Source organism: Streptomyces sp. SX-6 (assembly GCF_059089585.1).
This window is the reverse complement of the sequence record NZ_JBTHHU010000021.1, coordinates 66,635-92,433: the sequence shown is the minus strand read 5'-3', so window position 1 is coordinate 92,433 and position 25,799 is coordinate 66,635. Positions and strand designations below refer to the sequence as shown.

The following is a 25,799-nucleotide window of genomic DNA, read 5'->3' as shown; positions in this document are numbered from 1 at the left end:
ACCGTATAAGCGGGCTAGCCTCGCTGTTGTACGCCACCGTATACATCGACGTCAGGAGAGATCCACATGACCGTCGGATTCGTCGCCTTCCACTACCCCGAGCCCGAGTACGTCGAGGAGTTCACCGACCGCGTGCGCCAGGTCGCCGGCATCCTGCGGTCGCAGCCGGGATGCCTGTCGGCCCGCCCCTGGGTCACGGCCGAGGGCGACGCCGTCGTCTCCACCGTGGAGTTCGAGTCCCAGGAGGCCCTGGACGCGGCGTTCGCCGCCACCCGCGAGCAGGTCGCGCCGATCACCGTCTTCGACGAGCGGGAGTGCAAACCTCGTCAGATCTTCCCCCTCGAGTCCAGGTAAAGGGGCTGTGGCGATGAGGCTCCCGAATGCTGCCCACACCTCGCGGCCGTGGCGGATCCACGAAGTCGCCCCCGATTTCCGGGTGGAAGACGTGTGGTCCTTCCGCACCCCCGGCGCCGGACCGGACGACTTCCCCGTGATGCTCGCCGCGCTGCGGGTGGCCGGAGGGCTCAGCAAGCAACCCCCGCTGGTGCGTTTGCTGTTCGCGATGCGCTGGAAGCTCGGTGCCCTGTTCGGCTGGGACAAGCCCGGTGCCGGCCTCGGCAGGCGGGTCCGTTCGCTGTGCGACCGTCTGCCGGATGACCTGCGCGGTCCCCTGACCGGGACGGTGTCGCGGGACACCCCGTTCACCACCGTGTACGAGCTGTGTGACGAGTCCGCCCAAGAGCTGGCGAACAAGACCGTCCACACCATCTGCCACCTGGGGTGGGTGCCGGCCGACAGCGGCGAGTACGAGCTGCGGATGGCGGCTTTGGTCAAGCCCAACGGCCTCTTCGGGCGGCTGTACATGGCCGGCATCAAGCCGTTCCGCTACCTGGCCGTCTACCCGGTGCTGACCCGTCAGTGGGAGCGCGCCTGGCGCGACCGCGAGCATCTGTGTGCCCAGCCGCTCGTGGACGGGGGTTGACGCCCGCGATGCGCATTCATCGCCCGGCGGGCACGATCTCCACACCGCTGCGCAGCGCTCGTTCCTCTGCCTCGGTCGGCCCCAACGATCCTGGCGCCAGCCCTCATCGGGCCGGCGCCACGATCAGGGCGACAAGGGGTCAGCCCACGTGCCACTGCTGCTGCGGACTTCCATTGCAGTCCCACATCTGGACGGCCGCGCCGTTCCACTGGTTCGCACCGGAGATATCCAGGCACTTGTTGCCGTGCACCAGTTGATTGCCGTTCCAGGCCCAGGTCTGGCCGCCGTTGCAGTCCCACATGTTGAGGACGGCGCCGTTGGCACCGTTGCCGTCGGCGACATCGAGACACTTGCCGTTCAGGTCGCTGACGATGGACGAACCGCTCCAGTACCACCGCTGCCGCGGGTCGCCGACACAGTCCCACATCGCCACTGAGGCGCCGTTGCCCGCGTTGGCTCCGCGGATGTCCAGGCACCGGTTGTTCATCCATGACACGATCAGAAAGCCAGTGAGCGGCCGGGGCGTCCCCATGGGTCTTGCCGCCGCCGATGCGGTCGTAGTGGCGGATAAGCCGCCGACCACCAGCACCAGGCCTGCCAGCACTGTCACCAACCGCTGTGGTTTCTTCATGATCCTCCCTCGCTGTACGACAACTTGACGTGTGCGTGAGTGGATTGCGCGTCTCAGGATTCTCTGGATGGGGACGGGCGGGAAGCCGTTTGTCAGCCGCGGAGTCTCCAGGACATGTCCGGTGAGTGAGTGGTGTGGGCCGCGCCCCACGGAGTGGTGCAGGCATCCGGTACCTACGATTCCGCGGCAGGGGGCTTGAGAACCATCACCCGTTCGACCTGCAGCGCTCGCTGTGGTACGTGGGTTCGGTTTCGATGGGGTCTTCCAGGGATGTCCTAACGCACCCCATCACTCACTCAGAGACGTTGAACGCCACGGAATGCTGCGTCCTTCCGAAGATGGTGTTTTCCCCCGGCCCCATCTCCACTGTGGGTGACTGGCAGGCATCGTCGCCGTAGACAGTCGCCGTTCCGTCCGTTTCATTGGTCGCACCGGTCGCCCCGCCGCTCAGGGGAATGCAGACGTTGTCGTCAGGGTTGGTCAGCACCAACTCGACGCCGCTGGCCGTCGTGTAGGTGAAGTCTCCGCTGGCGGCCTGACTGCTGGTGGCGAGACCTGTCACCAGTACGGCGGCCGCGCCGATGACCAGACCTGCTCGTCCCGCATGCTTGAACGTACGCATGGGGTCCTCCTTCACCGATCGTGACACCGGGGCGGGACGAGGCCGGGACGCCGACACCGTCATGGAAATCACCCGGTATCCAGCAATACTCAACAGAACGCCCCAAAAGGTCAGTTCTCAAGACGAAGGATCCGCCTTGCGCGGTCTTGTCCGTAAGCCCCATGAAAGCAAATCACTCCGACGAGTGAGGGAGCGCCGTCCGGCCCCGTTCAGCGCAGCTTGTCGGCCTCCCGCACTCGGTGGAGGTGGATGAGGACGTCGAACAGCCGGGCAAGCGCGACGTCGGCGAGCGGGCAGGGATATTCGGTACCGACGCTGTGCGTGGGGCGGGCGGTGTTCAGCCAGGCGCGGGCCTCGGCTGGGGCGTTGCGGATGTCGAGGAAGTAGTCGGTGTAGCCGACCTGGTCGAGGGTGTATTCGTTGCTGCCGGGATCGGCGGCACCCACCGTGAACTTCTTCCACGGGCCGGAAAGACTCTTGTCCTGCGAGAGGAAAGAGCCCTGGTCGAAGGTGAAGCCGATGGGGAGGTAGCCCCTGCCGAGCGCTTCGCGCAGGAACCCGCCCTGTGCCTTCGGGTGCGTCTCGGGGTCGTCGGGCACATACGCCACATGCCCGTTGTGGGCCGACAGCAGCATCTTGTGGCCGGTGTGCCGATGCCACCAGATGACGTTCTCGGCCATCAGCCGGTCGCGGTAGATCATCGCTTCGCGCACCGCCCCGGTGTCCTCGAGGTCGTAGGCGAGAAACGTGGCGGTCTGGGCGATGGAGCGGGCGTGCTGCACCGTCCACTGGAACTCCGTGCTAGGTGCGGCATGTTGGGCTTCCAGCAGGCTCAGGGCCTGCTCGGCGTTGGTCGCCAGTCGCTGTCGCTCCGGGAGCGGCCTTCGCATGTAGGCGGAACTGTCGTTCAGGGGGCGCAGACCGGTGTACAGGTCGGTGAAGCGCGGTAGGAGGTCCGGGTGGTGCTGCCGGACGTAGCCTGTCACTCGCTCGAAGAGGTCGTCGCCCACCTTCGGGAAGCCGACGTCATTGCCCATGAAGTGGACCCGGCGGCCGGGATGGCGCCGGTTGTGGTCCCGCATCCACTCGATCAGGTGCAGGAACTCCTCGCGCTCCCACGGCGATCCGCCCAGGGCCTCCTTCACGACCTGGCGCGCGTCCCCCCGGCCGCTCTGGACGTACGCGTCGATCCGCAGCCCTGCGGGCCAGCTCATCTCCAGGGTGAAGGTGGTGAATCCCTTCTCCTCCACGAGGTAGCGGAAGACCCGCTCCTTCATGGTGAAGAACTCGTGCGACCCGTGCGTGGCCTCGCCCAGGCCCACCACCTCGGCGTCGCCGACCATCGCCCCCAGGGGCCGCAGATCGGCCGTGTCCGCACCCGGCGCCGTCGACCGCAGCGGGTGCGCCGCCCGCTCCAGCGCACGGACCGGGTCCCGGCCATCGGGCTTGGCCGGGGCGGCCTTCTGCGCCGCGTGGGCCGTCGCCGGAGCCAGCAGCGCCCCCAACGTGCCCGCCGCTGCCACCAGCAGCGGCCGCCGCCGTATCTCCTCGGTCATGCCGGTCGTGCCGGTCGTGCCAGTCATGCCAGTCACTCCTCAACTCGATTCAACTCGATTGCCTCGGGCCGGGAATGATCGTCGCGCCGATGGCGCGGCCGCGCCCTGCGGCTGGCCTCCATCCTCTCCTGGGGGTAGCCCCCCATCTGCGTGGTCACCCCCTTGTCGGGACGTCAACGATGCGCTGGAATGCGTGAGCTTGTCGGGACGGGTGTTCCGGAGGCCTCTGGCATGCCCTCCAATGTCTTATCCGGACGAAAGGTCGAAAGGATGTCGATGTTCAGCTGGCGAAGATCGCGGCTGGCAGGCGTCACGCTGGCCGCCGCGTCCGTGGTCCTGACCCTCGGGACCACCGCGAACGGCACTGAGTTGACTTCTGCACCGAACGCCCGGGCGCTCCCGAACAGTGGAGCGCCGCAACCTGTGATCGTTGTCCTCAAGGACCAGCTCTCCAACACCCCGCCCGACGCGGACCACTTGGCGGCACGCAAGCGGGCGGCCTCCGCCGCGCAGGCCCCGTTGCTGGCGAAGGTCAAGGCCAACGGCGGCACGCACGTCAAGAGCTTCGTGGTCGGCAACGCCTTCTCCGCGACGGTCGGTCCGGCACTGCGCGCGGCCCTGGCGGCCGACCCCGCCGTCGCCTCGGTCATCGCGGACGAGACGGTGAAGGTGACCCCGCCGGGCGCCACCGCACCGGGCGCTCCGGGCGCACCGAGTGCCCCGGGCCGCGGCAAGGGGCCGAAGGCCATCGCGCCCAACGCCCGGGGCAAGGTCAAGGGCAACGGCAACAATGGCGCGGACCCGTACGGGATTTGCCCCAGCGACCCGTCCAAGCCTCTGCTCGAGCCCGAGGCGCTGTACTCGACGCACGTCGAGAGCACCCCCGGCAACCCCGGCGCCCACCAGATCGCCACGGGCAAGGGCGTCAAGGTCGCGTACATCGCGGACGGCCTGGACCCGGACAACCCGGACTTCATACGCCCCGACGGCACGCACGCGGTCGTCGACCACCAGGACTTCTCGGGCGACGGCTGGGACGCGCCGAGCGGCGCCGCGGAGGCGTTCGGTGACGCCTCCGCGATGGTCGCGCAGGGCCGGGAGAGCTACGACCTGTCGAAGTTCGTCAATCCCACCCACCCGCTGCCCGCCGGTTGCACCATCCGCGTCAAGGGCTTCGCGCCCGACGCCTCGCTGGTGGCGCTCAAGGCCGGTGGCACCTCGTTCCCCAACTCGGCGATCCTGCAGTCCATCGACTACGCCGTCTCGGTCGCCCATGTCGACGTGCTCAACGAGTCGTTCGGCAGCAACGTGACCCCGGACAGCGGTGCGCACGACACCATCACGCTGTTCAACGACCAGGCGGTCGCGGCCGGTGTGACAGTGACCGTCTCCAGCGGTGACGCCGGTATCAACGGCACCATCGGCACCCCCGCCACCGACCCGCTTGTGATCTCCACGGGTGCGTCGACGGACAACCAGAGCTATCTGCAGACCGGTTACGCGGCCTCCCAGTTCTCCAACGGCACCTGGTCGAACAACCGGATCTCCGCGCTGTCCTCCGGCGGCTTCACGCAGGCCGGGCGCACCGTGGACCTGGTCGCGCCCGGTGAGGCGGACTGGGCGCTGTGCTCGCCCAAGATCAGCGAGTACACCGAGTGCACCAACTACAACGGCACCGGCAGCCCGGTCCAGCCGTTCGGCGGCACCAGCCAGTCCGCCCCGCTGACCGCGGGTGCGGCGGCCCTGGTGATCCAGGCCTACCGGGACAGCCACCACAACCAGTCGCCGACTCCCGCACTGGTCAAGCAGCTTCTCACCGGTACCGCCCAGGACCTCGGCCTGCCCGCCCACGAGCAGGGCGCCGGCCTGCTGGACGTCCGCTCCGCCGTGGAGGCCGCCCGTGGCTACCACAGCCCCGCGGGCGCCGGGCAGAGCAACACCGTCGCCGTCACCACCGGCCAGCTGGACATCGCCGGCACGCCGGGCTCCGGCCACACCGCCGACGTCACCGTGGTCAACACCGGCCACACCACCCAGACGGTGACCGGTGCCACCCGTACCTTCGCGCCGCTGGCCAACTCCCGGCAGACGGTGCCGTTGAACTCCTCCGCCGACCCCAAGTTCGCCTATGCGACCGACGGTTCGCCCTGGGTGCACCACGAGGTGACGTTCACCGTGCCGCAGGGCGCCGACCGGCTCGCCGCGTCGATCGCCTGGCAGGGCAAGCCGCAGAAGTCCGGCGCGGGCACCGTGACCCCGGTGGTCCGGATGACGCTGCTGGATCCGTCGGGCAGGCTGGAGACCAACACCCGTCCGCAGGGCGGCCCGGTCTCCGCCAACTTCGGCATCGTGGACGTACCGCACCCGGTCGCGGGCAAGTGGACGGCGGTCCTCTACACCCCCGAGGGCAGCAACGGCTTCACCGGTCCGGTGCTGCTGGACACCGCCACCCAGCGTGCGGTGCCGGACGGCTTGGTCAGCCCGAAGGTGACCAGGCTGGCGCCAGGGCGCAGCACCACGCTGCGCGTGCACCTCACCACCCCGAGGACCAGTGGCGACAGCGCCGAGTCGATCACCGTGGCCAGTTCGAACGGCCGCACCACCAGCGTTCCGGTGATCCTGCGCAGCCTGGTCCCGCTCTCCGGCAAGGGCGGCGCCTTCACCGGCACGATCACCGGCGGCAACGCCCGTGACGCCTCGCCCGCGCAGTCCTTCGCGTACGCCTTCGACGTGCCCAAGGGCCACCGCGACATCCGCGCCGGTGTGACACTCAGCGACCCGAACGTGCTGGTGCAGGGCACGCTGATCAGCCCCGACGGCACGCCCGTCGACATCGAGAGCAACGCCCTGATCAGCCCCTCCGGTGCCGTCACGGGCACCACCAAGGGTGTGTCGGCCACCGCGGTCGAACCGGCGGCCGGGCGCTGGCGGTTCGTGCTGACCGTCCTCAACCCGGTCAGCGGTGCCGAGCTGAACCAGCCGTTCCGCGGCACCGTCGGCCTCGACCAGGACCGGGCGACCGCCGCCGGTCTGCCCCGCAGCGCCACGACCAAGCTGGCGGCCGGCAAGCCCACGACGGTACGGGTGACGTACGCCAACAACACCGCGGCCACCCAGATGATCCACGCCGACGGCCGTCTCACCACGATGGTGGACGTCCCGCTGGTGCCGCAGGGCACCTCGGCCACCGTCGCGCTGCCGCTGCACCCGAACTCGGCCACTCCCGGCTTCCTGGTGCCGCCGGGCACCGACCGGTTGACCGGGGTCGCGGCCTCCTCGACGCCCGCGCAGCTGGAGTTGAGCGCCACCACCGGTTCGCCGGACGCGTTCGGTGACCTCAAGCAGGCTCAGGACGGTTCGACCGTCTCGGTCGTCAGGGCCTTCGGCGGTGCCCGGCAGCCGGTGGTCCCGGGCTTCTGGAGCAGCTACGTGCAGCAGATCGGCCCGTTCCCGGCCTCCGGCGCTCCCGCCGGCACGTCGACCGTCACCGCCGACGCCCACACCCAGGCGTTCGACCCGGCGCTGACCTCCAGCACCAACGACCCGTTCGCGGCCGCGGTGGACGCCTCGGCCCCGGCACCCAACCCGGTCACCGTGAAGCCGGGCGCGACCGGTTCGTTCCAGGTCACCATCACCCCGCGCGGCCCGAAGGGCAGCACCGTGCGCGGTGTGCTGTACCTGGTGACCGCGCCGGGCGCGGTGGCCACCGCCAACAACCAGCTCGGCACCACCGGTTCGGTGCTGGCGGCGATCCCGTACAGCTACACCGTCAGCTGACGCGCATCGGTCGAACCGGCCGGGGCCGCCCCGCATCGGGGCGGCCCCGGCTGCCCGTTACTCCCTCATCTCCTTCGGACAGGGCGTGCCTCGCGGCAGCTTGTAGCGTGCCCCTATCCGGTACTCGCCGGCGCGGGGCGCGTACAGGACCGTCCATGTGTCGTTGTCCTGCACGGACTTGGCCAGGCAGCCCTGCCCCTGAGCGTCTATCAGGCCGAGCCAGGGCGAGTACGGGATGCGGACGAGCACCCGGCCCGGCTTGTGCACGCGGATGACCGCTTCCTCGGCCCCCACACGCTCCACCGTGGCCCCCGGCCCGGCCAGTGGCTTCGGGTCATGGACCTTGTAGAGCTTCCAGTTGGCATCGGACCAGACCCGCTCCAGATAGGGCAGTCCGCGCGCCACCAGAGCCGCCTCTTCCTTGCCCGCGAAATCCGGGGCGTCCCCGGACAGCACGACGTACCGCACCGCCCAGTCGCGCAACCACTGGTGATAGGCGGCGGGTGACAGCGGTTCGTCGTCGTAGAAGAGCGGGTTGCGCTCCTTGTCCGCCTGCCGGTTCCAGCCACGGGCCAGGTTGACGTACGGAGCGAGGGCCGAGGCCTCGCGATGGCTGCGGACCGGCACCACCTCGACCCGCCCGCGGTCCGCCCCGACCCGGTCCAACTGCTGCCGCAGCGGCGCCAGCGCCCGCGTCCAGGACGCGGAGGGCGTGGTCCTGATGACGTCGCTCGCGGCCTGCGTGGCCTGCCACACCGTCACCACCACGAGGGCCAGGGCCATCGCCGTCCATCTGCGGCCCGTGGTGCCCAGCACGATGAGAGGCGGGACCCCGGCGGTCGGGAGCGCGGCGAGCAGCACCACGCCGCCGAAGATCAGGCCGAAACGCGTCATGTTGACGCCGATCTGGGAGGGGATCAGCCAGACCAGCACCACCCCGGCCGCGTACAGGACGGAGGCGATCCGCACCGTACGCCACTGCCTGGGCGCGGAGACGAAGGCCGCGACGGCGCTCAGCAGCGGCAGGACCATCATCGAGAAATCCATCGGCATCGTCCCCGAGAAGGGGAACAGCCAGGCGGAGAGCCCGACCACGAGAACCGGGGTCACCCCGAGGGCATAGGCGGCGGGCCGCCGCCCGGTCAGCCACAGCGCCGCGGCCACGATCCCGACGTACAGCCCCGCCACCGGGCTCGAGGCGGTGGCGAGTGCCGAGAGCAGTGCGGCGAGCCCGGCCCGCGGGAGCCGGTGGGCCCATCTGCGCGTGCGCCACTTCGCCGGCCATACGGCGATCACGGCCACGGCCGCGAGCCCGAACATGAGGCCGACCCCGAAGGTCACCCGGCCCGACACCGCGTTGCAGACCAACGCGAACGTGCCGTACAGAGCGGGCCGCATGGGCCGGCGCACCGCACGGCTGCGCACCAGGATCACCGCCAGCAGCCCGGCGGAGAGGGTGCCCACGACCACCATGGTCGTACGGACCCCGACGGCCCCCATCAGGAACGGGGAGAGGACGCTGTACGACACCGGGTGCATGCCGCCGTACCAGGCGAGGTTGTACGCCGAGTCCGGGTGCCGGAGCGCGAACTCCGCCCAGGCGTCCTGCGCGGCGAGGTCGCCGCCGCTGTTGGCGAGCACGAGCACCCACAGCAGGTGCAGGACCGCCGCCAGAGCCAGCGAGGCGGGCACCGGGTGCATCATGGCCCGGCGGAGCGCACCCCAACCGCCCATCTCACCGAACCGGCCCGCGCCCACAGCGTTCACTGCGGCTTTCCCCCTGATTTCCTCTGAAGTCGTCACACCGCGCAGGCGGCCCTCGACGCTAACACACAGCGTGTAAGGGGCATTTAAGAGGCATTTTTCAGTGGCGGTCGGTGATGTCGAGGAAGTCCCTGATGTCTTCGGTGAGTTGTGCTGCCGCGTCCTCCAGCACGAAGTGCCCGGCGCCGGGGTAGAGGTGGAGCGACGCCCGGGGCAGGCGCCGGGTCCACTCGGCGAGGACGAGGTCGTCGTACAGGGGGTCGCGCATGCCCCAGCCGATGAAGACGGGCAGTTGGGTGAAGGTGATGAGGGCCCGGCCGAGGCGCCGGGCGTGGGACCATCCGGGGTCGGCCGGACCGAGGGGGATGTCCCGGGCGAAGCGCACCAGCGCCGGACGGTCGCGCCGCCGCCGGTAGGGGGCGAGGTAGGCGGCGCGTACGGCCCGGGGCAGCGGGCGGTGCGGTGACGACTGCCGCAGGGCCAAGTGCGCCACGGCGTTGGAGGCGTGCGCGATGCGGCCCAGTACGGGCAGTCTCAGGGCCCGGGTGTCCCGTGGGAGCCGGTATCCGGCGGGCGGGGGGAAAGCGGCGGTGTTCAGCAGGACGAGGCGGTCGACGACGCCGGGGTGCAGGTGGGACCACCACATGCCGATCGGGCCGCCCCAGTCGTGCACGACCAGGGTCCAGCCGCGCGCGGGTGCGCCGCGGGCGGAGGTGAGGTGGTCCACGAGGCGGCCCAGGTCCTGTGCCCGGGTCTCGGCGAGGAGTTCGCCGTCCGGATCGCGTGCCCGGTCCGAGAGTCCCATGCCTCTGAGATCGGGGGCGATGCAGCGGTAGCGGTCCCGCAGGCCGAGGACGAGGCGGCGCCACATATAGCTCCACGTGGGGCTGCCGTGCACCATGAGGACGGGCGCGCCCCGGCCCTCGTCCAGGTAGTGCTGGTGCCATGCGCCGTGGCCGAACCAGCGTCCCTGGAAGGGGTAGTCCGGCAGGCGGCGGGCCTGTTCGGCGGTGAGAGGCGGCCGGGGGCTCATACGTCTACTACGTCTGCTGCTTCGGCGAGGAGTGGATGCCCAGGCGCTCGTGGATCAGGCGGGCGAGGTGGGTCAGGGTGCGTCCGCCGCCGAGGAGTTCGCCGGGCGGGAGGTGGATGCCGAAGTATTCGCGGGCCTGGAGGATGAATTCGGCGCCCATGAGGGAGTCGACGCCGAAGTCCTCCAGATTGCGGCCGGGGTCCAGTTCCGACGGGTCGAGGTGCAGGACGCCGGCGAGGTGGCGGACCAGGGTTTCCGTGATGGCGCGAACGGCGTCCTCGGGGGTCATCGCGGCCAGGGAGCGCAGCAGTTCCTCGCGTCCCTCGTCCGCTTCCACGGCACCGGCGGGCACGAGGGCGCTGTAGCGGGGGCTGCCCAGGGAGGACAGCAGGCGGCGCGCGCGGGCCCAGCGGTAGCGGCCGACGCCGGCGACGTCGGTGCCGGTGGCGACGAGGTGGTCGGCGGCGCCGAACGCCTCGGTGGAGGTGACGGGTTCGAAGCCGAGGCCGGTCATGGTGGCCGTCAGGGTGTTGCGGGCGACGTATCCGGTGTCGGCGATCGGACCCCAGGCGATCGCGGTCGCGGGGCGTCCGACGTGGTGCCGGGCTCGTGCGAGGGCCTCGAGGTAGGCGTTGGCGGCGGCGTAGGGGGCCTGTGCGAGGTTGCCGATGGCCGCGGCGACCGAGGAGTACAGCAGGAAGAGGCCCAGGTCGTGGTCGGCGGTGACGCGGTCGAGGACGTCGGCGCCCGCGGCCTTGGGGGCGAACACGGCGGCGAAGCGGTCGTCGGTGAGGTCGGCGAGCGGGGTGTCGTCCAGGCGCATGGCGCCGTGGACGACGCCGCGCAGCGGATGTCCGGTGGCGTCCACGGCGGCGACCACCCGGCGCACAGCCGTCTCGTCGGTGACGTCGGCGGCGTACGCGGTGGCCGTCACCCCTCGTGCCGCGAGGCGTTCGAGGACGGCCGCGGCCTCGGGGGCCTCGGCTCCACGGCGGCTCAGCAGCGCGAGGTGGCGGGCGCCGCGGTCGGCGAGCCAGCCGGCGGTGGCGGCGCCGAAGCCGCCGAGTCCGCCGGTGATCAGGTAGGTGCCTTCCGGGTCCAACGCGGGGGTGGCGAGGGCGGGTTCGACGGGGATCGGTTCGTCGAGCGGGTCGAGGGTGACGACGACCTTGCCGACGTGGCGGGAGTGCTGGAGCAGCCGGAAGGCCTCGTCGACGCGGGCTGCCGAGTGGAAGGTGTGCGGGAGGGGACGGTACTGGCCGGTGGCCGTCCGGGCCGCGGTCTCGAGCACCAGGCGGGGACCGCGTACGGGGTCGAAGACGATGCTGTCGAGGTTGAAGCCGATGAAGGTGATGCTGCGGTGGAAGGGGCGCAGCAGGAGAGGGGTGTTGAGGAAGATGTCGCGCTTGCCGAGTTCGATGAAACGGCCGTTGGGGCGCAGCAGGTCCAGGCTCTGGGCGATGGCTTCGCCGCTGAGGGAGTTGACGACGATGTCGACGCCTTTGCCGTCGGTCAGTTCGCGGACGCGGGGCGCGAAGTCGAGGCTGCGGGAGTCCAGGACGTGCTCCACGCCGAGCGTGCGCAGCAGGTCGCGCTTGGTCTCGGTGCCTGCTGTGGCGATCACCCGCAGGCCCAGGTGGTGAGCGCACTGGAGAGCGGCGAGGCCGACGGCCCCGGCGCCGCCGTGCACCAGCAGCGTCTCACCGGGCAGTGGCCTGGCCTCGCCGGCGAGGGTGTGGTGGACGGTGAGGAAGGCCACCGGGAAGGTCGCCGCCTCGGCGAAGCTCATGCCGTCGGGGATGGGGCCGACGGTGACGGCCGGTGCGAGGCAGTGGGAGGCGAGGGCCGCGGCCATCAGGCCGCCGACCCGGTCGCCGACCGCGTATGCGGTGACGCCCGGACCGACGGCGCTGACGACGCCCGCCGCGTCGGTGCCCAGTCCTCGGCTGAGCGGGGAGCCCTCGACGGCCTCGGGCGGCAGCAGGCCGTTGGCACGCATCGGGTCGCGGTAGTTGAGCGCGACGGCCCGGATCTCCACCACGATCTCACCGGGACCCGGATGGAAGGGTTCCGCCTGCCGCCACACCAGCCGGCGGGACAGGCCCGGCTCCCGTACCTCCAAGGCGAACGGCGTGCTCGCGGGGACGGGGACGGGGGCGGGCTGGTCGGCCGGGCGCTGGGTCTCGCGGGGGACGAACCGTCCGCCCCGGGTGAGCACGATCTCGTCCTCGTCGGTGGGTAGGAGCAGTTCGCGGGCCAGGCGCCGGGCGTCGGCGGCCGGGTCGCCGGTGCGGTCGAGGGAGATCCGGCGCAGGTGCAGGCCAGGTTGTTCGTTGGCCAGGGTGCGGGCCGTCCCCCAGGTCGCCGCGTCGAGGGGGTGGGCGGGGCGCTCGGGGGCGGGGAACAGGCCGGTGGGCCGGGTGACCAGCCACACGCCCGCCGTCCGTTCGGCGCAGGATGCGGCCAGGGCTCGTAGGACGGCCGCGCGGCGGGTCGTGCGGGAGACGGTCTCCCGGGGGTCGCCGGGCTCGCTCAAGAGACAGACGACGCCGGTGACTTCGGTGGACAGCGCAGTGGCCCAGGAGTCGTCGTCAGTGACGGTGATGACGTCGGCGCCCAGGAGCCCGGCGAGCTCGCGCGCGGTCGGTGTCTCGTCGGCCGACTCGACGGCGACGGTCCAGACGGTGCCCGGCGCGGGCGCGGGCGGGTCGGGTTCGGCGGCGGGGAGGCGGTCGGCGGCGGCCAGGAGGACGGAGCGGTCGTCGGTGCCCGTCTGTACGGTGCCGGTGAAGCCGCACCGCTCCAGGAGGGGCAGCCACCGGTCGCTGGGCAGAAGCACGGTGTCGGGGCGCAGCGTGCGGTCGTTGCGCTGCCAGATGTCCTCGGTGGCGCCCAGGAGGAGGGCGCGTTGCCGCGCGTCGTGCGATTCGACGGCGAGCAGGTGTCCGCCGGGGGCGAGCAGGGTGCGTACCCGGCGCAGCGCGTCGGCCAAGTCGGCGGCGGTGTGCAGGGTGTCGTCGGCGACGACCAAGTCGTATCCGCCGTCGCGGAAGCCCTGGGAGACGGGGTCGGTGTCCGGGTCGAGGGTGCGGTGGTCGACGAAGTCGTGGGCGGCGAAGCGGTGTTCGGCGGCAGCGAGGGCGGTCGCGGACCTGTCGGTGCAGGTGTAGCGGGTACGGTCGGCCGGCAGCAGGGGGAGCAGGGCCGCGGTGAGAGCGTGGGGTGCGGCGCCGAGTTCCAGGATGCGCAGGGGGCGGTCGCCGGGCCAGCGGCGGACGATCTCGCCGAGCAGCGTCTGGGCCACGCGGTGGGTGTGGCGGTGGGCGGGCGCGGCGGCGTACATCTGCTCGTATGTCGTGGCACCGTTCTCCAGGAGTTCCTGTGTGCCCGGGGTGTCGCGCAGCACGGCGGGCAAGTGCCGCAGGTGCGCGTTGAGATGGAGGGTCTCGGCGACGAAGGCCGGGTGGTTCTCGGCCAGTGCCTTGAGGAGCTGGTCGGGGCGGGGCACGGTGCCGGTCAGCTGCCAGCGCTCGCCGTCGGCGGGGCGGGCCAGTCCGTGCCGGGCGAGGAGCGGAAGCATCAGCCGCACCAGCCGCCGGTGGCGCGGCTGGAGCCCGCCGTGGACGAGGTCGGGCAGGGCGAACGCGGCGGAGCCGTCGTCGAGCAGTCCGGCCAGGGCCGCGGCCCAGCAGTGGGCCGCCGTTTCCCCGACGGCGGCCCGGAAGCGGTCGTGGCCGGTCTCCCGCAGGGCGTCGTGCAGTCGGCCGATCCGATTGCGGACGGCGTTCGCCAGGTCGGCGGGGGGCGGCAACGGCGAGGGTGCGGCCGGGATTTCGGGGTGCGGTGCGGCGCGCAGGACGGTGTGCTGGACGGTCAGCGGGGTCCGGTCGGTGTTGTACGCGCGCCGGGTGCGGAACCCCTCGATCTCCGCGGTGACGGTGCCGTCGGTGTCGGCGTAGGTGACGTCCCAGCAGAACTCGGTCTCGGTGCGGCTGCGTTGGTGCAGGTGGACCACGCCGTACGGGGAGGGCGTGCGCCACACTCGCACCGAGCCGAAGGTCGACGGCAGATAGACACGGCCGGCCCGCATGAGCTCCTCCACCAGGGCGACGGTGGCCTGGAAGGGGCCGTCGAGCAGGACCGGGTGCACCGTGTAGGCCTCGCCGGGGTGCTCGTTGCGGTAGTCGGCCAGCAACTCACCCTCCCCCACCCGTAGTTCGCGCAGCAGCTGGAAGGCCGGGCCGACGTCGAGGCCGACGCTGTGGCAGGTCGCGTAGAAGTCCGGGCCGCTGACGGTGCGGGGGCACCGGGCGCGGATCGCCTCGGGGTCGATGGGGGCGGGGGCCGTGCCGAGCAGGGTGCGGACCTGGGCGCGGACGACGGGGTGGCAGGCGGTGCCGCGGCCTTCGCTGCTGCTGATGGTCACCGCGCCGTCCTCCGGGGTGACGGCGGTCTGCAGCCGGGTGGTGCCGGTGTCGGGCCAGGCGATCGGGAGCGCACTGGCGATGCCCAGGTGCCGTACCTCCACGGGCCGGTCCAGCGCCCGCCGGCCGGCCGACAGCGCCATCTCGACGTACGCGGCGGCGGGCATGAGCACGGATCCGGCGATCCTGTGGTCGCCGAGCCAGGGCACCAGCTGGGGCTCGACGGAGCCCTCCCACAACGGGTGCGGTCCCGGGAGGCGTTCGCCGAGCAGGGGATGGTCGAGCAGCCCGGTGCCGCTGGTGCGCAGGACCAGGTCCTGGGGCGTGCCGATCCAGTGGCGTTCGCGCTGCCAGGGGTAGGCGGGGAGGTCGGTCACCCAGCCCGGGCGGGGGAAGTGCGTCCGCCAGTCGCAGTCCGCCCCCGAGGCGAGCAGGGCGGCGACGGCGGCGGTGGTCTCGCGGGGGCCGTCGCCGCCGCGGTGCAGGGTGGGGATGTATGTGGCGTCGGTGCGCTGGAGGTAGGGGCGCAGCACGGGGTGCGGGCCGATCTCGACGAGGATGTCGGCGTGGTCGGCGAGGACGCGGGTGACGGCTTCGTGGAAGCGGACCGGTTCGCGGACGTTGCGCCACCAGTAGTCGGCGGTCAGGGCCTCCCCGGGCAGTGCCGTGCCGGTGACGGTGGAGAGGAAGGGGATACGGGCGGCGGCGGGTTCCAGCCCGGCCAGTGCGGTCCGCAGCGGGCCTGCGACCGGGTCCATGGCGGGGCTGTGGAAGGCGTAGTCGAGGTCGAGTTCGCGGAAGAAGACGTCCCGGGCGGTCAGTTCCGCGCCGAGGGCGGCCAGGGCCTCCGCATCACCGGCGACGGCGACATCACGGTCGCTGTTGATTCCGGCGATCTCCAACCTGTCCGCGTACGGGGCGAGTTCCTCCCGTGCCGCGTGCTCGGGCAGGCCGACGGCGGCCATCCGTCCGGTGCCCGCGGTGGCGCCCTGGGTGCGGCTGCGTTCGGCGATCACGCGGGCGGCCTGCTCCAGGGTGAGGGCACCGGCGGCGTGGGCGGCGGCCACTTCGCCGACGCTGTGCCCGATGACGGCCGCCGGGCTCAGACCGTGGGCCGCCAGCACGGCCACCAGGCCCACCTGCACGGCGAACAGGGCGGGTTGGGCGATCTCGGTGCGCTGCCAGCGGGCCGCTTCCGGCTGAGCCAGCTCCTTCGCCACCGACCAGCCGAGGTGCGGGGCGAGTGCGGCATCCGCCTGTCCGACGGCCGTACGGAAGGCCGGGTCACCGGCCATGAGGTCGGCGGCCATGCCGGGCCATTGGGAGGCGTTTCCGGAGAACACGTAGGCCACCGTGCCCCGTTCGGCCTTGCGGGCCCTGGCTCCATGGGCGGGCGTGTCCACGAAGAGCCGGTCGAGCCGGTCGGCCGCCTCCCGGGGGCTGTCGGCCAGGACGGTGGCGCGGTACGGGTGGGCGCTGCGGCGCCGGGTGGTGGTGTGGGCGAGGTCGTAGAACTCCTCGGGCACCGCCTCCCGCAGGTGTGCCGCGACGCGTGCGGCCAGTTCGCGCAGCGCCTTGGCCGAACGGGCGGAGACCACCACGGGCAGCGCGTCGGCCGGGTGGTACTCGCCCCGGGGCGGGGCCGGTGGCGTGGTGAGGACGGCGTGGGCGTTGGCCCCGCCGAAACCGAATGAGTTGACGCCCACGGCCGCCCGCTCCCGGCGCGGGAGTTCGACGGGTTCGACGGTGGGGGCAAGGCCCAGCGCGGTGAAGTCGATATCCGGGTTGAGGGTTTGGGCATGCAGGGTCGCGGGGGCGACGCCGTGCCGGAGGACGAGCATGGCCTTGAACAGGCCCGGCATGGCGGAGGCCGGTTCCAGGTGGCCCAGGTTGGACTTGACGGATCCGATCGGCAGGGGCCCCACGGCGCGGTGCTGTCCGAGGGCCCGCCCGATGGCCTGTGCCTCCGCCGGGTCCCCGGCGGGGGTTCCGGTGCCGTGGGCCTCGAAGTACACCAGCTCGTCCGGGTCCACCCCGGCCCGCTCGTACACGGTGCGCAGGAGCGCTTCCTGACTCCGGGTGCTCGGCAGGGCCACACCGCGTGTGCGGCCGTCGCAGTTGGTGCCGGTGCCGGCGATCACCGCGTGGATGCGGTCGCCGTCGGCCAGCGCGTCGGCGAGCCGTTTGAGGACGACCACTCCCCCGCCCTCGGCCCGTACGAAGCCGTCGGCCCCGGCGGAGAAGGCGGCACAGCGGCCGCTGGGCGAGAGCATGCCCGCGTGCGAGAAGCCGATGAAGGGGCCTGGGCTTCCCAGCACGTTGACGCCGCCGGCGAGGGCGGTGCGGCTGGTGCCGTCCAGCAGGGTGCGGCAGGCACGGTCGAGGGCCACCAGCGCGGAGGAGCAGGCGGTGTCGACGGCCATGCTCGGCCCGTGCAGGTCGAAGCAGTACGACAGGCGGTTCGCGGCGAGGGACAGCGTGGACCCGCTCATCATGTAGGGGTTGGCGTACTGCTCGACGGTCGTCTGGACCGTTCCGTAGAAGGGGTCGGAGATCCCGACGAAGACGCAGGTGTCCGATCCGGCCAGCGACTCGGCGGGGATCCCGGCGTCGTCCAGGGCTTCCGCGGCCATTTCCAGCACCAGCCGCTGCTGCGGATCCATGGCCTGGGCCTCTTTCGGGGCGATGCCGAAGTAGGCGGCGTCGAAACCGGCCACGTCGTCGAGGAAGCCCCCGGCCGCCGTGTAGCTGCGGCAGGCACGCAGGCCCCCAGGGTCCACCAAGCGGTTCTTGTCGAACCGGTCCGGCGGGATCTCGCCGACCGCGTCCCGGCCTTCGCGCAGGGCCTCCCACAGCTCCCGCAGGTCCGAGATCCCGCCGGGCAGCCGGCAGCCGACGCCGACGACGGCCACCGCGCGATCATTGCAGTCCATCGTCAGCCCCCGTCCGGTTCCCCAACGCGGCCTGTCCTGGCGCAGGTTGCCATCCCTACCCCGGTGCGGAGCCGGTCAGCGTGGACAGAATGGGCAGATTACTGGGTGATCTCCCCTGAAAATTCGGAAAACATGGATACTTGGTGATTGTTCTCCGATAGCGGAGTCCTGCCCGCTCTACCGCCGTACGGTGATGTGGTGCCGCCTTCCTGCCGGGCCCGGCTGCTGTCGAATGCCGTGCACCTGCCGCCGCAGTACCGGACGATGGAACAGGTCCGGGCGGGCATGGCCGCGGCGGGGAGTCCCTTCGTTCCCCCGCCCGGCGCGCTGGAGAACCTCACCGGCGTCCGGGGCGTACACGTCAGGTCCGACGACGTGCAGGCGTCCGACCTCGCGGTGGCGGCCGCTGTCGAGGCGCTGGACATGGCGGGGGCGACCATCGGCGAGGTGGACCTGCTGCTGTTCGCCTCGACGTCCCAAGACCTCGTCGAACCCGCCACCGGCCATATCGTGGCGGCCAAACTCGGCGCTCACTGCCCGGTGTTCGATGTGAAGAACGCTTGCAACAGCGTGCTCAACGCCGTGGAGACGGCCGCAGCCTTCATCGAGACCTGTCGGCACCGCACCGTGCTGATCGCCTGTGGTGAGACGGCGACGCTCACCACCCGCTGGCATGTGCCCGACCAGGAGACCTTCATGCGTCACCTGCCCGGCTACACCGTCTCCGATGCCGGCGCCGCACTGCTCCTGACCGCCGGACCGGCCGGCCCGGACGATCCCGGAGTGCTGCACGCGGTGTTCGCCGCCGACTCCTCCGCCTGGGAGGCGTGCACCGTCAAAGCCGGCGGATCGATGTTTCCGCGGTCCCTGGACGACGACCACTACTGTCTGCGGCTCAACGAGAACCAGTTGTCCCAGACCGGCCGCGAGATGGCCGGGTTGGTCCTGGAGCACGCGCCGGAGGAGATGGCCCTGGTGCGCGAGAGCGCGTTCGTCGCCGTCCACCAGATCTCCATGCCGCAGTTCCAGGAGGCCTGCGCCGTACTCGGTCTGCCGGAGGGCCGGCTCCTGGCCACGGTGGACAAGCACGGCAACGCGGCGTCCGCGTCCCTCCCGCTGCAACTGGCCCTGGCGCAGCGGTCCGACCGCGTCATGCCCGGCGACATGGTCGCTCTCATCGGCCTGGCCAGTGGGTTCAGCATGGGGCTGGTGCTGATCCGGCTGTGAGCACGGCGGCACCTCTCAGCGGCGCAGGGCGGTCTCCCGCCGCATGTGCGACAGCTTCTCGGGGTTGCGCACGGCGTAGAGCCCGGTGATGAGGCCGTCGTCGATGCGCACCGCCACAACGGTGTCGATTACGCCGTCGAACCGGATGATCAGCGCCGGGTGGCCGTTGACCTGTGCCGGCCGCATCGACATCGTGTCGGCGGCCTTGCCCAGTCCGCCGATCAGCAGGCGGCCCACCTTGTCGGCCCCCACGATGGGCCGCGGGACGGCCTGTTTGATCCCGCCACCGTCGCCCATCATGACGACATCCGGCGCAAGGATGTCGAGCAGGACCTGCAAATCGCCTGTCTCGGCCGCCCGTTGGAACGCGTCGAGCGCGTCCCGGGTCTCGGCCGGGGAGACGGTCCCGCGCGGCCGGCGCGCCGCGACATGGGCCCGTGCGCGGTGCGCGATCTGGCGGACCGCGGCCGGGCTCTTGTCGACGGCCTCGGCGATCTCGTCGTACCCGAGGTCGAACACCTCGCGCAGCACGAACACCGCCCGCTCGGTCGGCGTGAGCGTCTCCAACACCAGCAGCATCGCCATCGAGACGCTGTCGGCCAGTTCGACGTCCTCGGCCACGTCGGGCGTGGTGAGCAGCGGCTCGGGCAGCCAGGGGCCGACGTAGGACTCCTTGCGGCGGCCGAGCGCACGCAGCCGGCTCAGCGCCTGGCGCGTGGTGATCCGGACCAGGTACGCGCGCCGGTCCCGTACCGTGCCGAGGTCGACGCCCGACCAGCGCAGCCAGGTCTCCTGCAGGACGTCCTCCGCGTCGGCGGCCGAGCCGAGCATCTCGTAGGCGACGGTGAACAGCAGGTTGCGATGGGCGACGAACGCCTCGGTGGCGGGGTCCGTATGCGTGTGCTCGCTCTTCACCATGGCTGCTCCTGCCTGTCGTCCCATGCGCACAAGACGCCGGTACCGGCGGCGTTGTGACATCCGGGTGCGGTGGTGCTCGTCACACCGCTGCTCCGTCACAAGGAGCGGGTCTCCGGCATCTCATGGTCGTTCAGTGCAGCACTACGAGTGAGGAGACGACGTCATGGACGCCCGTTTCAACATGTTCGACAACGAGCTCGCCACCAAGTTCGCCAAGCGGTTCGCCAACGCGGCCATGGTGATCTACCAGTCGCCGTTGCCGAGGTCCACGCAGGAGCTGGTGTCGCTGCGTGCCAGCCAGATCAACGGCTGCGGCTGGTGCATCGACGCGCACACCAAAGAGGCCGCGGCCGCCGGTGAGACCGCGGTCCGGCTCAACCTGGTCGCCGCCTGGCGCGAGTCCACCGTGTTCACCGAGGCCGAGCAGGCCGCGCTGGCACTCGCCGAGGAGGGCACCCGGCTCGCCGACGCCCACGACGGCGTGTCCGACGCGACCTGGGCCCGGGTGCGCGAGCACTACGACGACGGCCAGATCGCCGCGCTCGTCTCCCTGGTCGCCCTGATCAACGCGGCCAACCGGATGGCCGTGATCGTGCACCAGCGGGGCGGTTCCTACGAGCCCGGTATGTTCGCCGCCGTGCTCAACTGACCGGCGGCCAGAGGCGGCAGTGATGTTCGGCCGCGATGTCGACACCGTGGATTCCGTCGGGCCCGGTATCGAGTTGCCGGACGTAGGGGACAGCCGCGTGGGAGCGCACCTGCGGCCAGCGAGGCAGTCCCCTGCTGTCCGGCCGGCCGGTACGCGCGAAAGCGGTCCAGTAGTCGATCATGTGCGCGGCCAGCCGCTCCTGCGCGGGGGTGAATGCCGCGTGCCAGCCGCCGAGATCGAAGAGGTAGGTCAGTTCGGTGGCGTGCGCGGCGCCCAACGGGAGTTGCGGCGACTCCGGGTAGCCGACGTTGGGCGCGCGGCGGTCGGCGAACTCGTAGCCGTAGGTGGCGACATGCCGGGCGAGCAGCCGGTCGGCGGTGAGCGTCGAGCAGGCGAAGACTCGGTCGGTGTTCAGCGCCGCCCAGGCCAGTGCCGGTGTGCCGTACGCCGTCGGGGAGTAGACCGCCTCCAGTCGCCGGGCACGGCCGTCGCCGAAGGTGTCCCGCAGAAGAGTGCGGTAGTACTCGGCTGTGATCGGGTGCGCGTGTTGCAGGGTGGCGGCGAAGGCCCGCATTTCGTCGCGGGTGCTGCCCTGCAGCACGGGGACCCGGTGGAAGCGGCCCTGGCCCAGCGCGGTTGCGGACGCCGGGGCACCAACGGAGTGCCGTAGGTGACCTGTTCGAAGTTGTCGTTCGTGGTCAGCAGCGTGGCGACGGGCTTGCCGCGCAGGCACGACAGCGCCCGGGACGGCTGAGGACAGCCGAGGGTGATGGCCGCCTGCCGGCCTGCGGACTCCACCGCCGCCCGTGGCGACCACGGCGCGTAGTCGCCGACACCCGGGTAGACGGAGTTCTTGCCGAAGTCGACCAGGCAGGAGCCGCTTTGGATGATCGCCTTGGCGAACAGCCCGGCCGCGCCCGGTGAGGTCAGGTGCGTGCAGGTGCTCATTCCTCCGGCCGACTCCCCGGCGAGCGTCACGTTCGACCGGTCGCCCCCGAAGGCACCGGCGTTGCGCTGCACCCAGTGCATCGCCGCCTGTTGATCGGCCAGCCCGAAGTCGCCGGATCCGGGCAGGCCCGGGTAGCCGAAGTTGCCGAAGACGCCGAGCCGGTAGTTGATCGTCACCACGACGACGTGCCCGCGCACGGCCATCCGGTGTGCGTCGTAGCTGCTGCCGGCACCGGTGATGAACCCGCCGCCGTGCAACCAGACCACGACCGGCAGCGGCCGTTGCCGGTCCGTGCGGGGGACGGTGACGTTCAGGTACAGGCAGTCCTCGTCGATACTGCCGCCGTGCACCTCGCCCGCCTTCTGCGGGCACGGGCTGCCGGGTCGGCCGGCATCCCGCACGCCCTCCCACGACCGCACCGGGCGAGGCAGCTGCCACCGCAGGCTGCCAACTGGCGGTGCGGCGTACGGGATTCCGGCGAACGTCCGGTACGTCCCGTGGTCGACACCGCGCACGACTCCCGCGTCGGTGGCCGCGACCGGCTGCCCCGGCGGGGCCGATGCCCGGGCAGGAACGGTGGATAAGCCAAGACAGACGGCCAGTGCCAGAGCGGCGGCGAGAGCCATCGGGCCAAGGCGACGAGACACCGTTTTCACGGTCACCTCCAGAGCTCCGTGTTGCGCACGATTCCTCGTCATTGCATACCCATGGCCCAAGGGGTTGACGACCGTGCCCCCAACCCCCAGTAGCCTCAGCACCCATGAACCAGCGCAAGCGGAAGAAGCTCACCCGGCGTCTCATCGAGGCGACCATGCTGGGTGACGCCGCCCGCCTGAGGATGACCTTGCGGGCCGGAGCCGATCCGGAGTGGCGGGACAGCGACGGCACCACCCCTCTGTACGCGGCATCCGTGAACGGGGAAGCGGTGATCGTCCGCCTGCTCCTGGCGGCCGGGGCCTCCCCCGACGTCGAGAGCGGCGGCCCCGGCGCGGAGGGTACGCCGCTGTGCGCGGCCGCGTGCTGGGGGCACACCGAGACGGTGCGCGCACTACTAGCGCACGGCGCCGATCCGGACCTTCGCGAAGATCACGGCACCGGCCGGTCCCCCATGGAGTGGGCGAACAGCGACCTCCACCCCGCAACCGCCGGGCTCCTCGCCGCGGCGGGGGCTGGGTAGGGTGGGCGCGACACACATCGCGTACGCGGCATTCGCGTACCGGAACAAGGAGCAGACGTGAGCGAGCCGGCGTCCATGGCCCTGCAGCAGGAGATCGCCCGGGAACTCCAGGTCGCCGAGGTCTTCGAGGCCGAGCGGGAGATCGAGCGCCGGGTGGCCTTCCTCGCCGAGCGGCTGACCTCCACCGGCCTGTCCTCCCTGGTGCTCGGCATCAGCGGCGGCGTCGACTCCACCACCACCGGCCGGCTGTGCCAGCTCGCGGTCGAGCGGGCCCGGGCCGCGGGGCACGAGGCGCGGTTCCACGCGATGCGGCTGCCCTACGGGGTCCAGGCCGACGAGCACGACGCCCAGCTCGCGCTGTCCTTCATCCGGGCCGACCACGTGCTGACCGTGGACATCAAGCCCGCGAGCGACGCCGCGCTCGAGGCCTCGCTGGCCGGGGGCGCGAGCTTCCGTGACGCACATCACCAGGACTTCGTGCACGGCAACATCAAGGCCCGGCAGCGCATGATCGCGCAGTACGCGGTGGCCGGCGCTCACAACGGCCTGGTCGTCGGCACCGATCACGCCGCCGAGGCGGTCTCCGGCTTCTTCACCAAGTTCGGCGACGGCGCCGCCGACCTCGTCCCGCTGACCGGCCTGACCAAGCGCCGGGTGCGCGCCGTCGCGGACGCGCTGGGCGCGCCCGCCGAGCTAGTGTGGAAGACCCCGACGGCCGACCTGGAGACCCTCGACCCGGGCAAGGCCGACGAGGACGCGCTCGGGGTCACCTACGACGACATCGACGACTTCCTGGAGGGCAAGCCGGTCGACGAGCGGGCCTTCGAGAAGATCGTCAACCGCTACCGCCTCACCGAGCACAAGCGCCAGTTGCCGATCGCCCCTTGAGGGTCGCCCGGCGGCAGTAGGCCGTAACCATACCTGCGCGCCTTGACGGGTCCCCGTCAAGGCGCGCACGCTCGTCTCGCACCGTCGAAACCGCACCACTCATCTGCCCGGCCCGCCCCTCCCGTCCGCGGGCCGGACCCACTGCAGAAGGAGTACGCGTGAGACGCCACCCCCGTACCACCGCTTTAGCGGCCGGCGCCCTGCTGGCCGTCTGTTCCCTCGCCGTCCCGGGCCTGACGGCCACCGCCGCCGCGCCCGCCCCCGCCGAGCACGCCGTGACGGCACAGGACGCCGCGCGGACCGCGGCCTTCTGGACCCCCGAGCGCATGCGCGCGGCCACCCCGCTCGACGTGAGCCCGGAGCGCGCGGACACGGCGTCCGCCCCGGCGACCGGCGGCCGGCACACCGTCGTCCCGTCCACCCCCGCCCCCGCGCACCTGGACGGCGCCACCGTGCGCTCCTTCCCCCAGGCCGGCGGCCCGTGGACGGGTGGCGGCGCGATCATGAAGACCTCCGGGCGAGTCTTCTTCACCATGCAGGGCCGCAAGGCCTCCTGCTCCGGCGACGCGGTCACCAGCGGCAACCACAGCACCGTGATCACGGCCGGGCACTGTGTGAAGTACCAGGGCAACTGGCACACCGACTGGACCTTCGTCCCCGGCTACCACGACGGCCAGGCGCCCTACGGCACATGGTCCGCGACCAAGACCCTCTCCACCCCGCAGTGGACGGCCAGTGAGGACATGAACTACGACGTGGGCGCCGCCGTCGTCGCCCCGCTCGACGGGAAGAAGCTCACCGACGTGGTCGGCGGCCAGGGCCTGGACTTCAACGGCGCCTACGGGCAGGCGATGTACTCCTTCGGCTTCCCCGCGGCCTCCCCCTACGACGGCACCAAGCTCATCCACTGCAGCGGCACCGCCACGCAGGACTTCCTGCTCACCAAGGACCACGGTCTCAGCTGCAACATGACCGGTGGCTCCAGCGGCGGTCCCTGGTTCACCTCGTTCGACGAGTCGACGGGCACGGGTCTCCAGGCGTCGGTGAACAGCTTCGGCTACGTCTTCCTGCCGGACACCATGTTCGGCCCGTACTTCGGCGACGACGCGAAGGCGCTGTACGACAACGCGCAGAACACGTGAGCCCGTTGCCCTCGGTGTGAAGGGCCCGCGGCAACGGGCCCTTCACACCCATGCCTAGTCGTCGCTCAGCGCCTCGTCCAGCAGCGCACCGCCCACGAGGCCGGCCGCGCCGGCGCCGACGACCGCGCCCATACCGAAGCGGCGGCCCTGCTGCTGTTGCCCGGGAGCGGGCTGCTGCGGGTAGCCCGGCTGCACCGGCTGCGGCTGGGCCGCCTGGGGAGGGGTGTAGTACGGCGGCGGCGTGGTCCGGACGCGCTGTGCGCAACTGGCGCACGCCTGGATCTGGCGGGGCACGCCCCACTGCGGCGAGTAGCTCACCGAGTCCGTGCCCGGGCCGTGGCCGGGCTCGAAGAAGCAGGGCGCCGGCGCCTGCTGGGGCACAAGCGGCGCAGGCGCGGAAGCGGACACGAGCGTGGGCGTCGGAGCCACGGGGGCGGGCACCGGCGCGGAAGCCACGGGTGCGGGTGCCGACTCGGCGGCGGGCGCAGGGGGCGCGCTCTCCTTCAGGACGTCGACGCCGTAATCGGTCGCGATACCGGCGAGCCCCGAGGCGTATCCCTGCCCGATCGCGCGGAACTTCCACTCCGCACCGTGGCGGTACAGCTCGCCGAAGACCATCGCGGTCTCGGCGGCGGCGCCCGTGAGGTCGTAACGGGCCAGCTCGGTGCCGCCGTTGCGGTCGGCCACGCGGATGTGGGCTCCGGCGAGTTGCGCAAAGCTCTGGCCTCGCTGAGCGGCCTCGTAGATGGAGACCGGGAAGACGATCCGCGTCACCTCGGCGGGCACCCGGGCGAGGTCGACGTGGATCTGCTCGTTGTCCCCGCCGGTGCCGCCGGTGCCACCGCTGCCGGCATGGACGACCGAGCCGTCCGGGCTGCGCAGGTTGTTGAAGAAGACGAAGTGCTGGTCGGACAGCACCTTGCCGTTCGCACCGCACAGCAATGCGCTGGCGTCGAGGTCGACACCGCTGCCTGCCCCGGCCCCGATCTGCCATCCCAGCCCGACCGTCACGGCGGTCAGACCGTGTGCCTGCCTGGACAGCGACACGTTGCCGCCCTTGGGTACGGCCACGCCCATCGACGTCCTCCTGAACTCAATATGTTGCTGCTACATCATGGGTGAACGGA

17 protein-coding genes and 1 pseudogene are annotated in these 25,799 nt (G+C 71.6%); 8 read left to right on the top strand and 10 right to left on the bottom strand.

Annotated elements, in window-relative coordinates; all coding sequences use genetic code 11:
* Positions 1–66 precede the first annotated feature (66 nt).
* Together ACV530_RS23790 and ACV530_RS23785 are read left to right on the top strand one after the other, a co-directional pair.
* Entirely contained in the window at positions 67–354 is a 288-nt protein-coding gene (locus tag ACV530_RS23790) for an antibiotic biosynthesis monooxygenase family protein (protein ID WP_494334651.1), read from the top strand.
* A gap of 13 nt (positions 355–367) precedes the next feature.
* A complete protein-coding gene (locus ACV530_RS23785; RefSeq protein WP_494334650.1) occupies positions 368–982 on the top strand; it encodes a DUF2867 domain-containing protein in 615 nt (204 codons plus the stop codon).
* A 139-nt stretch (positions 983–1,121) separates the two neighbouring features.
* On the opposite strand, the gene ACV530_RS23780 is transcribed toward ACV530_RS23785, so the two are convergent.
* The 3 genes from ACV530_RS23780 to ACV530_RS23770 all read right to left on the bottom strand — a co-directional run bounded on the left by ACV530_RS23780 (position 1,122) and on the right by ACV530_RS23770 (position 3,818).
* A complete protein-coding gene (locus ACV530_RS23780; protein WP_494334649.1) occupies positions 1,122–1,613 on the bottom strand; it encodes an RICIN domain-containing protein in 492 nt (163 codons plus the stop codon).
* 292 nt (positions 1,614–1,905) lie between these two features.
* Complete coding sequence (locus ACV530_RS23775; RefSeq protein ID WP_494334648.1) at positions 1,906–2,235, bottom strand: hypothetical protein; 330 nt, start codon at positions 2,233–2,235, stop codon at positions 1,906–1,908.
* Positions 2,236–2,444: 209 nt separating this feature from the next.
* Complete coding sequence (locus ACV530_RS23770) at positions 2,445–3,818, bottom strand: erythromycin esterase family protein (protein WP_494334647.1); 1,374 nt, start codon at positions 3,816–3,818, stop codon at positions 2,445–2,447.
* Between the two features lie 396 nt (positions 3,819–4,214).
* On the opposite strand from ACV530_RS23770, the gene ACV530_RS23765 reads away from it, so the two are divergent.
* Entirely contained in the window at positions 4,215–7,568 is a 3,354-nt protein-coding gene (locus tag ACV530_RS23765; RefSeq protein WP_494334646.1) for a S8 family serine peptidase, read from the top strand.
* A 57-nt stretch (positions 7,569–7,625) separates the two neighbouring features.
* Here the strand turns inward: ACV530_RS23765 and ACV530_RS23760 are convergent, their stop codons facing one another.
* The 3 genes from ACV530_RS23760 to ACV530_RS23750 form a co-directional block, all read right to left on the bottom strand.
* Positions 7,626–9,302 carry a DUF8823 domain-containing protein gene (locus ACV530_RS23760; RefSeq protein ID WP_494334686.1) on the bottom strand — a complete coding sequence of 559 codons (1,677 nt, stop codon included), beginning with the start codon at positions 9,300–9,302 and terminating at the stop codon, positions 7,626–7,628.
* 130 nt (positions 9,303–9,432) lie between these two features.
* Positions 9,433–10,365, bottom strand: a complete 933-nt coding sequence (locus ACV530_RS23755; RefSeq protein WP_494334645.1) for an alpha/beta fold hydrolase — start codon at positions 10,363–10,365, stop codon at positions 9,433–9,435.
* A 7-nt stretch (positions 10,366–10,372) separates the two neighbouring features.
* Positions 10,373–17,722 carry an SDR family NAD(P)-dependent oxidoreductase gene (locus tag ACV530_RS23750; protein ID WP_494334644.1) on the bottom strand — a complete coding sequence of 2,450 codons (7,350 nt, stop codon included), beginning with the start codon at positions 17,720–17,722 and terminating at the stop codon, positions 10,373–10,375.
* Between the two features lie 198 nt (positions 17,723–17,920).
* Between ACV530_RS23750 and ACV530_RS23745 the strand changes: the two genes are divergently transcribed.
* Positions 17,921–18,949, top strand: a complete 1,029-nt coding sequence (locus ACV530_RS23745; RefSeq protein ID WP_494334643.1) for a 3-oxoacyl-ACP synthase III family protein — start codon at positions 17,921–17,923, stop codon at positions 18,947–18,949.
* A gap of 15 nt (positions 18,950–18,964) precedes the next feature.
* Here the strand turns inward: ACV530_RS23745 and ACV530_RS23740 are convergent, their stop codons facing one another.
* Entirely contained in the window at positions 18,965–19,867 is a 903-nt protein-coding gene (locus tag ACV530_RS23740) for an RNA polymerase sigma-70 factor (protein WP_494334642.1), read from the bottom strand.
* Between the two features lie 163 nt (positions 19,868–20,030).
* Here ACV530_RS23740 and ACV530_RS23735 point away from each other — a divergent pair, with 163 nt between their 5' ends.
* Positions 20,031–20,516, top strand: coding sequence for a carboxymuconolactone decarboxylase family protein (locus ACV530_RS23735; protein ID WP_494334641.1), 486 nt, complete (start codon positions 20,031–20,033; stop codon positions 20,514–20,516).
* Here ACV530_RS23735 and ACV530_RS23730 read toward each other — a convergent pair.
* Positions 20,509–21,090 (bottom strand): carboxylesterase family protein, encoded by a 582-nt coding sequence (locus ACV530_RS23730; protein WP_494334640.1) that lies wholly within the window; start codon positions 21,088–21,090, stop codon positions 20,509–20,511. The two genes, ACV530_RS23735 and ACV530_RS23730, sit on opposite strands and share 8 nt — an antisense overlap.
* Positions 21,091–21,254: 164 nt before the next feature.
* A pseudogene (locus ACV530_RS23725) lies at positions 21,255–22,091 on the bottom strand (carboxylesterase family protein); the annotation flags it as partial.
* A 134-nt stretch (positions 22,092–22,225) separates the two neighbouring features.
* Between ACV530_RS23725 and ACV530_RS23720 the strand changes: the two are divergent.
* The 3 genes from ACV530_RS23720 (at position 22,226) to ACV530_RS23710 (ending at position 24,672) form a co-directional block, all read left to right on the top strand.
* The gene (locus ACV530_RS23720; RefSeq protein ID WP_494334639.1) at positions 22,226–22,642 is read left to right on the top strand and encodes an ankyrin repeat domain-containing protein; all 417 of its coding nucleotides are present in this window, start codon (positions 22,226–22,228) and stop codon (positions 22,640–22,642) included.
* Positions 22,643–22,699: 57 nt separating this feature from the next.
* Positions 22,700–23,530 carry an NAD(+) synthase gene (gene nadE / locus ACV530_RS23715; protein WP_494334638.1) on the top strand — a complete coding sequence of 277 codons (831 nt, stop codon included), beginning with the start codon at positions 22,700–22,702 and terminating at the stop codon, positions 23,528–23,530.
* Between the two features lie 158 nt (positions 23,531–23,688).
* Entirely contained in the window at positions 23,689–24,672 is a 984-nt protein-coding gene (locus tag ACV530_RS23710) for a trypsin-like serine peptidase (protein ID WP_494334637.1), read from the top strand.
* Positions 24,673–24,726: 54 nt separating this feature from the next.
* On the opposite strand, the gene ACV530_RS23705 is transcribed toward ACV530_RS23710, so the two are convergent.
* The gene (locus ACV530_RS23705; RefSeq protein ID WP_494334636.1) at positions 24,727–25,749 is read right to left on the bottom strand and encodes a TerD family protein; all 1,023 of its coding nucleotides are present in this window, start codon (positions 25,747–25,749) and stop codon (positions 24,727–24,729) included.
* Positions 25,750–25,799 lie beyond the last annotated feature (50 nt).